Consider the following 9210-nt stretch of genomic DNA (forward strand, 5'->3'; position numbering starts at 1 on the left):
GCCCAGCTTGTTGTTTACCAGGAAGCCGATGCCGTCATAGTAGGTAATGAAGCCCGGGAATTTCAGGCCCATGCCCGCGTCACGGGAGCTGGTCATGGTGGTGTTGCGCGACAGAATGTCGATCTCGCCGGATTGCAGCGCGGTGAAGCGCTCCTTGGCGTTCAACTGACTGAACTTGACCTTGGTCGCGTCGCCGAATACGGCAGCGGCCACAGCGCGGCAGACGTCAGCGTCGATGCCGAGGATCTTGCCGGTAGCGTCCGGAACCGAGAAGCCCGGCAGACCGTCGCTCACGCCACACTGCACGAAACCTTTCTTCTGTACGGCATCCAGGGTTGCACCCGCCTGAGCGAACCCGCTGACGCCGAGTACTGCTGCCGCAGTCACGACTGCCAGAGTGGATTTCAACATCTTCATTCAAACCTCCAGTTTTGCTCTTGTTGTGTCGGAGCTTGAGTCCAGTCGCACCCTTTTGAGGCGTTGTTGACCCGTGTTGGCTTTTTTTGGGGTCAACCGACGTAAGACCTTCGCTATGAGTCTAGTAGGAGAAAATCCACATCATGGACAACTCACTTCTCACCAATCGGCCGAACGGGCTGTAGCCCTGTCACGTTCGCTAAGCCCGTAGCGGCCATTGGCGAACATCCATCACCGGATTCGTTGCTATCCCGTCGCGAGTCGTACACTGATAGTGTTACCGCCACGCGTAGGACGCTTCGTACAAAGTCCTCCATAGCAAAGCCCGTACCACACTGGATGCCGAACTGATCGGGCGACAGGTCAATAGCAAAACTTGTACCCTTGCGACATCTTCTTAACGGATCAACCGGGCGCGCACTCCAATCACGCACTTAATGAGAGCGCCCGCACATATTTGGAGCAGCCATGACCGAGCCCTTGATTCTTCAGCCTGTTAAGCCCGCAGACGCCTGCGTGATCTGGCTGCACGGCCTGGGTGCCGACCGCTACGACTTTCTGCCAGTGGCCGAAGCGTTGCAGGAAAGCCTGTTGAGCACGCGCTTCGTTCTGCCCCAGGCGCCGACCCGCCCGGTCACCATTAATGGCGGATATGCCATGCCGAGCTGGTACGACATCAAGGCCATGAGCCCGGCCCGGGCGATCGATCGTGATGAGTTGGAAGCGTCGGCGGATCGCATCATTGAATTGATCGAAGAACAGCGCGCCAGCGGAATAGACGCCTCGCGGATTTTCCTCGCCGGTTTCTCCCAGGGTGGCGCGGTGGTTTTTCACACCGCTTTCTTGAAATGGCAGGGACCGTTGGGTGGCGTACTGGCACTGTCGACGTATGCGCCGACGTTCAGTGATGAACTGGAATTGTCCGCCAGCCAGCAGCGCATTCCGGTGCTGTCGCTGCACGGTCAGTTCGACAACGTGGTGCAGAACTCCATGGGGCGTACCGCCTATGAGTATCTGAAGGCCCATGGTGTCACCGTGACATGGCAGGAATACCCAATGGAGCACGAAGTGTTACCCGAAGAAATCCGCGACATCGGTGTGTGGTTGAGCGAGCGCCTGCGCTGATCGCGCCGGCTGTTTTCAGCCACGGCAACTGCCTTTGATCCCTCCCACTACGCCGCGCCCGATTCTTGCATTACACTGGCCGGCGTACATTCCTTAATCAATTGATGAGATGACCGTGCTCAAAGCACTCAAGAAGATGTTCGGTAAAAGCGAGGCTGAGCAGCTCGCGCCAGTTCCCAGTGCGCCGTCGCACGCCCCCGGCCATCGCAGCGATGCCCGCCAGGCCGACCGCCCCGCTACCGTAGCGGCTCCGAAACAAGAGGCAAAACCGGCCGCCGTCGCCACTCCAGCGGCTGCTCCAGTCGCCGAAAGCGCCAGCAGCGAAGCACCGAAACCGGCCAGACCACGCCGCGAACCGAAGCCCAAGGCTGCGGTTATCCCGTGGAAACTCGAAGACTTCGTCGTCGAGCCTCAGGAAGGCAAAACCCGCTTCCACGATTTCAAGCTCTCCCCGGAACTGATGCACGCCATCCAGGACCTGGGCTTTCCGTATTGCACGCCGATCCAGGCGCAGGTGCTGGGTTTCACCCTCGCCGGCAAAGACGCCATCGGCCGTGCACAGACCGGTACCGGCAAGACCGCCGCATTCCTGATCTCGATCATCACCCAACTGCTGCAAACGCCGCCGCCGAAAGAGCGCTACATGGGTGAACCCCGTGCGCTGATCATCGCGCCGACCCGTGAGCTGGTGGTGCAGATCGCCAAGGACGCCGCCGACCTGACCAAGTACACCGGCCTCAACGTCATGACGTTTGTGGGCGGCATGGACTTCGACAAGCAGCTCAAGCACCTCGAAGCACGCCACTGCGACATCCTCGTCGCGACCCCGGGCCGTCTGCTCGACTTCAACCAGCGCGGCGATGTGCACCTGGACATGGTCGAAGTGATGGTGCTGGACGAAGCCGACCGCATGCTCGACATGGGTTTCATCCCGCAAGTACGTCAGATCATTCGTCAGACCCCGCCGAAGTCCGAGCGCCAGACCCTGCTGTTCTCGGCGACCTTCACCGAAGACGTGATGAACCTCGCCAAGCAATGGACCACCGACCCGTCGATCGTCGAGATCGAGTCGCAGAACGTCGCCAACGAAAACGTCGAGCAGCACATCTATGCGGTGGCCGGCGCCGACAAATACAAACTGCTCTACAACCTGGTCAACGATAACGGCTGGGAGCGGGTGATCGTGTTTGCCAACCGCAAGGACGAAGTGCGCCGTATCGAAGAGCGTCTGGTGCGCGATGGCATCAACGCCGCGCAACTGTCCGGCGATGTGCCGCAGCACAAGCGCATCAAGACCCTGGAAGGCTTCCGCGAAGGCAAGATTCGCGTGCTGGTGGCCACCGATGTTGCCGGTCGCGGCATCCACATCGACGGCATCAGCCATGTGATCAACTTCACCCTGCCGGAAGTCCCGGACGACTACGTGCACCGTATCGGCCGTACCGGTCGCGCCGGCGCCGATGGTGTATCGATCAGCTTCGCCGGTGAAGACGACTCCTACCAGTTGCCGTCCATCGAAGAGAAGCTCGGTCGCAAGATCAGCTGTGAAACGCCGCCGACGCATCTGCTGCGAGCGGTTGAGCGCAAGCGTCCGCAGTAAGCGACGCTATAAAGAGAAAGCGCAGCCGGCAACGGACTGCGCTTTTTTTTCGCCCGGCGTTTCAACAGGTGCTTGCGGGAGAAAACTAAAAGTCCATAATGGACAAATTAGTTTAGATTTTGTCTTCGGAGCCTGCCATGTCCAGTACGCCCTACGTGATCAACCACATCCAGGCCCGCGAGCTGTTGGCGCGCATCGACGTACCGCAAATCCTGCGCAAGCTGTTCCGCGATCTCGCCGCTGGCCATGCTGTGCAGCCGGCGCAGCAACTGGTGGAATTCCCGCAGGGCGCCGGCGACTTCATCAATTACATGGGTGTGCTGGCCGAGGACGGTGTGTATGGGGTGAAGACTTCGCCGTACATCGTTCGCGATCAAGGCCCGCTGGTGACCGCATGGACGCTGTTGATGTCGATGAAAACCGGCCAGCCGTTGCTGCTCTGTGATGCCGGAGAACTGACCACAGCGCGTACTGCCGCGACTACCGCAGTGGCAGTCGATGCTCTCGCTCCGGTAAATGCCAAACGACTGGCGGTCATCGGCAGCGGCAAGGTTGCCCAAGCGCATCTGCATTACGTGAAAAGCTTGCGCGACTGGCAGAGCATCAGCGTCTATTCGCCGAGCTTGTTGGAAGATGCCGAAACCCAGGCACTCCTGAAAGCCATCGCTCCCGACCTGACCATTGCGCCCAGCCGCGAAGCCGCCATCACCGATGCCGACGTGATCATGCTCTGCACCTCCTCGGCGGGCCCGGTGATCGACCCGGCCACCCTGAGCAAACCCGCGCTGATCACCTCGATCAGCACTAACGCCCCGCGTGCCCATGAAGTACCACCGCAGAGCCTCAACGACATGCAGGTGTTCTGCGACTATCGTCTGACCACGCCGGGGTCGGCGGGGGAGATGCTGATTGCCGCCGAGCAGCATACCTGGAGCAAAGATTCGATCATTGGCGATCTGGCGGATCTGCTCAGTGAAAAAGTGCAGCGCCCCGATTACCACCGTCATGTATTTTTCCGCTCGATCGGCCTGGGTCTGGAAGACATCGCTTTGGCCAATGCGGTTTATCACTTAAGTAACTGATCCCACGATCCCTGTGGGAGCGGGCTTGCCCGCGATTCAGGCACCGCGGTTCTGCAGAACAACCGCAGTGATGCCATCGCGGGCAAGCCCGGCTCCCACAGGATCTGCGACAACTTCAACTTTGTATTTCAACGTGGAGTTTTTCATGAGCCAGGCAGATTTCATCATCATCGGCGGCGGAATTGCCGGCGCCTCCACCGGTTTCTGGCTGTCGCCGCACGGCAAAGTGATCGTGCTCGAACGTGAGTCGCACCCGGCCTATCACTCCACCGGACGCTCCGCCGCGCTGTTCACTGCCGCGTACGGCACGCCGCAAGTGCGTGCACTGACACAGGCCAGTCGCGAGTTTTTCGATCATCCGCCAGCCGGGTTCTGCGAGCACCCGCTGCTGACCCCACGCGGCGAAATGACCGTGGATTTCACCGGGGATGCCGCCGAACTGAACAACCAATACCTCAGCGCCAAAGCCACGGTGCCGGAGATGCAATTACTCACAGCCGACGAAGCCTGCGCCCGAATGCCGATCCTGCGCCGGGAAAAAGTCCACGGTGCAATCTACGACCCGAGCGCCAGCGACATCGACACCGATGCCCTGCATCAGGGCTACTTGCGTGGCATTCGCCGCAATAACGGCGAAGTGCATACCGATTGTCAGGTGCTTGGGCTGAGTCGCGACGCTGAAGGCCACTGGCAGGTGCAGACCAACGGCCAGACCTTCAGCGCCCCGGTGATCATCAACGCCGCCGGTGCATGGGCTGACAAGGTCGGTGAAATGGCCGGCGCGAAATGCCTGGGCCTGCAACCGAAACGCCGCGCCGCGTTCATCTTCGCCGGGCCCGAAGGCGTCGACATCCACCACTGGCCAATGCTGGTCAGCCTCGACGAATCGTTCTACATGAAGCCCGACGCCGGCATGTTCCTCGGCTCACCGGCCAACGCCGACCCGGTAGAGCCCCACGACGTACAACCGGAAGAACTGGACATTGCCATGGGCATTTACCAGATCGAAGAAGCCACCACGCTGACCATCCGCCGCCCGACCCGCACCTGGGCGGGCCTGCGCAGTTTCGTTGCCGACGGGGATTTGCTCAGCGGTTTCGATCCGCAGGTGCCGGGGCTGTTCTGGGTCGCGGCGCAGGGTGGCTACGGCATCCAGACTTCGCCAGCGATGGGCCAGGCCAGTGCGGCGCTGGTGCGCGGCCAGCCCCTGCCCGAACAACTGCGCCAGTTCGGTCTGAGCAGCGCCATGCTCTCCCCTGCCCGTCTCGCCTGATCGTCCATCCGGATGACGCGCCCAACGGATTGCGGCAAACTCGCAGCGCCCCCTGTTCACGGGGGCGCTGACGCTGCCTGGAGCTCCACTGTCATGACCGCCCCCGAATTCGATCCGGCCCTGGATAACTTCCGCGCCATCGCCGATGCCATCGCCACACTGTTTTTCCCCCACGCCGAAGTGGTGCTGCATGACTTGCGCACGCAGAAGGTCGATTACATTGCCAACAACCTGTCCAAGCGCGAGATCGGCGACGAGTCGTCGCTGGAAGACATGCTCAGCGAGGATGTCAGCGACAGGAACATCGGCCCGTACGAAAAACTCAACTGGGACGGTCAGAAAATCCGCAGCCTGAGCACCGTGCTGCGCGACCGCGAAGGTCTGCCGCTGGCGGTGTTGTGCATCAATCTGAATATTTCGCTGTTCGAAAATGCCAAGGCTGCGCTGGATCTGTTTCTCTCGCCGAGCAAACTGATCCCGCAGCCGGATTCACTGTTTCGCGATGACTGGCAGGAGCGCATCAACACGTTCCTGCACGCCTGGCTGCGCGAGCGGCAACTGAGCCTGAACCTGCTGACCCGCGATCACAAACGCGAACTGGTGCTGGCGCTGCACGCCGAAGGCGCGTTCAAGGGCAAAAGCGCCTCGAACTATGTGGCCAATGTGCTGAATATGGGGCGGGCGACGGTGTACAAACATTTGAAGGAATTGAAGGGCTGAAGATTTGCGGTGATTGAACCGGCCCCATCGCTGGCAAGCCAGCTCCCACAGGTTTAGCGGTGTACACAAACGCTGTGTACGACTCGATCACTGTGGGAGCTGGCTTGCCAGCGATAGCGGACTCTCAATCGCCGTAGATATCGGACTTGAAATACTTCTCGGAAATCTTCTGATATTCGCCACTCGCGCGAATGCCATCGATCGCGCCATTCAACTGGCTGACCAGCTCGGCATTGCCCTTGCGCACCGCAATCCCCGCGCCCTCGCCCACGTACTTCGGATCCTTCAATTCAGGCCCGACAAACGCATAGCCTTTGCCACGCGGCATCGACAGGAAGTCATTCAGCGGAATCGTGTCGGCAAAGATCGCATCAAGCCGCCCCGCCGCCAGATCCATGTAGATTTCTTCGTTGTTACTGTAGCGCTTGACGTTGATGCCCTTGGGTTCAAACACCTCGGTGGCGTATCGATCGGTGGTGGTCGCACGCTGCACACCGACGTTCTTGCCCTTGAGGCTGGCGTACTGGTCATCGACCGTGGCGCCTTCCTTCATCACCAGTCGCGACGAGGTGAAGTAGTACTTGTGGGTGAAATCCACCGACTTCTTGCGATCTTCGTTGATGGTCATCGACGACAGCGCCATGTCGATTTTCTTCACTTTCAGGGAAGGAATCAGGCCATCAAACTCACCTTCGACCCACACACATTTGACCTTCATCTGCGCGCACAGGGCATTGCCGATGTCGTAGTCGAAGCCGACGATTTCACCTTTGTCGGTTTTCGAGGCGAACGGTGGGTAGGCGGCTTCGATGCCGATGCGCAGGGTTTGCTCGGCGGCGAACACGCTGGCGGATGCCAACAGGCTGAGGGCCAGACCGGTGATGAGGGGAAGTTTCTTCATGTTCGTTCTCTCGCGGGTTGTTGTTGGTTTGGCAAGATGAAGAAGAGCAGCTGGGAGCGGGGAGCTACGAGCGGCAGGACTGAAGCTTTTTTGTACTTGGAAATCCATATTGGACTTATAGGTACAAGCCGTCAATTGGTGAGAAGAGAGTGTCTGCGAGGTTTCATGTGTTGCAGAAGGCCTCATCGCTGGCAAGCCAGTTCCCACAGGGTTCGGTGGTGCACACAGAATTTGTGCTCGACGCAGAACACTGTGGGAGCTGGCTTGCCAGCGATGGCTGACTTGAGGGCGCTACAGGACTTTATTTGTTCCAGCGATCCGCAGCGGCATGATCACTGTCCCGCCCTTCGACCCAACGCGGCCCATCGCTGGTGTTTTCTTTCTTCCAGAATGGCGCACGGGTTTTCAGGTAATCCATGACGAAGGCGCAGGCGTCGAATGCGGCCTGGCGATGGGCGCTGGCGGCGCCGACGAACACGATCGGCTCGCCCGGTTCTAACGCGCCGATGCGGTGCAGCACTTCCAGCTTCAACAATGGCCAGCGCTGTTCGGCCTCCACGGCAATCTTGCCCAGCGCTTTCTCGGTCATGCCCGGATAGTGTTCGAGGAACATCCCCGCGACATCCAGCCCGTCATTGAAGTCGCGCACGTAGCCGACAAAACTCACCACCGCGCCGACGCCGACATTGGCCGCGTGCATCGCGTTGACTTCAGCGCCCGGATCGAACGGCGTGGCCTGCACACGAATCGCCATGGCTCAGCCTCCAGTCACGGTAGGGAAAAACGCCACTTCGTCGCCATCAACCACCGGCTCGTCGAGCTGGCAGAGGTCTTCATTGCGTGCGCACATCAGGTTCTGCTCGCTCAATACCTCGGCGCCATCGCGTTGCGCCAGCAGCGCACGCACATCGTCGACGGTGGCGAAATCGCCTTCCACCGCAACCGAGTCCACGCCCAGCGCTTCACGGTAACGGGCGAAAAACTTCACGGTCAGGTTCATGGCTGCTCCGCCTGAAAGTGCCCGCTCTTGCCGCCAACCTTCTCCAGCAGGCGCACACTTTCGATGGTCATGCCGCGATCCACGGCTTTGCACATGTCGTAGATAGTCAGGGCAGCGACGCTGGCGGCGGTCAGCGCCTCCATCTCGACGCCGGTCTGCCCGGACAATTTGCAGCGGGCGACGATGCGCACGGTGTCGTCGCCGTCCGCGCAGAGTTCGACTTTGACCCCGGTGAGCATCAGTGGGTGACACAGAGGAATCAGATCGCTGGTTTTCTTCGCCGCTTGAATGCCGGCAATACGCGCCACGGCGAACACATCGCCCTTGGGATGGCCGCCGCTGACGATCATCTGCAGCGTTTCGGGGAGCATGCGCACCAGCGCTTGGGCCGTCGCTTCACGGAACGTCACGGCTTTTTCGGTGACGTCGACCATGTTGGCGCGACCTTGGGAATCGAGATGAGTCAGCACGGGATTACTCCTGATCAGGAGCGGGGATTGTAAACCTGCGGGTCAAATTTCTGCGAGCGCGATTAAAGCCACACCGTAAATCCCTTGTAGGAGTGAGCCTGCTCGCGATAACGGTCAGACATTCAGAATTGATATCGACTGATCGACCGCTATCGCGAGCAGGCTCACTCCTACAGTTGGATGTGTGTTGGGCATAAAAAAACCGGGCGACTTTGCGGTCGCCCGGTTTTTGCTGAAGGGTTACAGATGCGATTCGGCGTATTCGGCCAGGATCGAGCGAGGCACCCCTTGCAGGGTGATGTGCACACCGTTGGGGAAATCCTTGAAGCGTTCAGTTAAGTAAGTCAGCCCGGAACTGGTCGCGGACAGGTAAGGGGTGTCGATCTGCGCCAGGTTGCCCAGGCACACCACTTTGGAACCGGCACCGGCACGTGTGATGATGGTTTTCATCTGGTGCGGCGTGAGGTTCTGACATTCGTCGATCAGGATCAGGCTCTGCTGGAAGCTGCGCCCGCGAATGTAGTTGAGCGATTTGAACTGCAGCGGCACTTTGCTGAGGATGTAGTCGACGCAGCCATGGGGGTTTTCGTCATCCAAGTGCAAGCCATCGCGGTTGTCGGTG

Annotated in this window: 11 protein-coding genes; 5 read left to right on the forward strand and 6 right to left on the reverse strand. The window is 59.9% G+C overall.

From position 1 onward, the window contains the following. The coding region (locus ACIONG_RS29110) for a transporter substrate-binding domain-containing protein (RefSeq protein ID WP_401304365.1) at positions 1–417 on the reverse strand (417 nt) is incomplete at its 3' end. A 468-nt stretch (positions 418–885) separates the two neighbouring features. Here ACIONG_RS29110 and ACIONG_RS29115 point away from each other — a divergent pair. The 5 genes from ACIONG_RS29115 to ACIONG_RS29135 all read left to right on the forward strand — a co-directional run bounded on the left by ACIONG_RS29115 (position 886) and on the right by ACIONG_RS29135 (position 6217). Next, on the forward strand, positions 886–1542 hold the full coding sequence (locus ACIONG_RS29115; protein WP_187680051.1) for an alpha/beta hydrolase: 657 nt from the start codon (positions 886–888) through the stop codon (positions 1540–1542). 109 nt (positions 1543–1651) lie between these two features. Continuing rightward, positions 1652–3142 (forward strand): ATP-dependent RNA helicase RhlB, encoded by a 1491-nt coding sequence (rhlB, locus tag ACIONG_RS29120; protein ID WP_103305205.1) that lies wholly within the window; start codon positions 1652–1654, stop codon positions 3140–3142. A 137-nt stretch (positions 3143–3279) separates the two neighbouring features. After that, positions 3280–4224: an ornithine cyclodeaminase family protein gene (locus ACIONG_RS29125; protein WP_401304368.1), complete on the forward strand. Its 945-nt coding sequence runs from the start codon at positions 3280–3282 to the stop codon at positions 4222–4224. 145 nt (positions 4225–4369) lie between these two features. Beyond that, positions 4370–5497 (forward strand): FAD-binding oxidoreductase, encoded by a 1128-nt coding sequence (locus ACIONG_RS29130; RefSeq protein ID WP_103305203.1) that lies wholly within the window; start codon positions 4370–4372, stop codon positions 5495–5497. Between the two features lie 93 nt (positions 5498–5590). Continuing rightward, entirely contained in the window at positions 5591–6217 is a 627-nt protein-coding gene (locus ACIONG_RS29135) for a transcriptional regulator (protein WP_103305202.1), read from the forward strand. Positions 6218–6341: 124 nt separating this feature from the next. On the opposite strand, the gene ACIONG_RS29140 is transcribed toward ACIONG_RS29135, so the two are convergent. The 5 genes from ACIONG_RS29140 to ACIONG_RS29160 form a co-directional block, all read right to left on the reverse strand. Beyond that, positions 6342–7118, reverse strand: coding sequence for an ABC transporter substrate-binding protein (locus ACIONG_RS29140; protein ID WP_007914314.1), 777 nt, complete (start codon positions 7116–7118; stop codon positions 6342–6344). Positions 7119–7419: 301 nt separating this feature from the next. Further along, on the reverse strand, positions 7420–7872 hold the full coding sequence (moaE, locus tag ACIONG_RS29145) for a molybdopterin synthase catalytic subunit MoaE (RefSeq protein WP_073473663.1): 453 nt from the start codon (positions 7870–7872) through the stop codon (positions 7420–7422). A 3-nt stretch (positions 7873–7875) separates the two neighbouring features. Further along, positions 7876–8118: a MoaD/ThiS family protein gene (locus ACIONG_RS29150; RefSeq protein WP_103305200.1), complete on the reverse strand. Its 243-nt coding sequence runs from the start codon at positions 8116–8118 to the stop codon at positions 7876–7878. Next, complete coding sequence (gene moaC / locus ACIONG_RS29155; protein ID WP_401304374.1) at positions 8115–8588, reverse strand: cyclic pyranopterin monophosphate synthase MoaC; 474 nt, start codon at positions 8586–8588, stop codon at positions 8115–8117. Before moaC ends, ACIONG_RS29150 begins: the two co-directional genes overlap by 4 nt. Before the next feature lie 240 nt (positions 8589–8828). Beyond that, positions 8829–9210 (reverse strand): PhoH family protein (locus ACIONG_RS29160; protein ID WP_401304377.1); only part of this gene is annotated, 382 nt, incomplete at its 5' end.

It is taken from the genome of Pseudomonas sp. NPDC087817, from assembly GCF_044742875.1.
Classification (GTDB): Bacteria; Pseudomonadota; Gammaproteobacteria; order Pseudomonadales; family Pseudomonadaceae; genus Aquipseudomonas.

Coding starts and splice junctions, on each gene's coding strand:
- rhlB (WP_103305205.1), top strand. CDS start 1,652: ATGACCGTGCTCAAAGCACTCAAGAAGATGTTCGGTAAAAGCGAGGCT.
- ACIONG_RS29115 (WP_187680051.1), top strand. CDS start 886: ATGACCGAGCCCTTGATTCTTCAGCCTGTTAAGCCCGCAGACGCCTGC.
- ACIONG_RS29140 (WP_007914314.1), bottom strand. CDS start 7,118: ATGAAGAAACTTCCCCTCATCACCGGTCTGGCCCTCAGCCTGTTGGCA.
- ACIONG_RS29125 (WP_401304368.1), top strand. CDS start 3,280: ATGTCCAGTACGCCCTACGTGATCAACCACATCCAGGCCCGCGAGCTG.
- moaE (WP_073473663.1), bottom strand. CDS start 7,872: ATGGCGATTCGTGTGCAGGCCACGCCGTTCGATCCGGGCGCTGAAGTC.
- ACIONG_RS29130 (WP_103305203.1), top strand. CDS start 4,370: ATGAGCCAGGCAGATTTCATCATCATCGGCGGCGGAATTGCCGGCGCC.
- ACIONG_RS29150 (WP_103305200.1), bottom strand. CDS start 8,118: ATGAACCTGACCGTGAAGTTTTTCGCCCGTTACCGTGAAGCGCTGGGC.
- ACIONG_RS29135 (WP_103305202.1), top strand. CDS start 5,591: ATGACCGCCCCCGAATTCGATCCGGCCCTGGATAACTTCCGCGCCATC.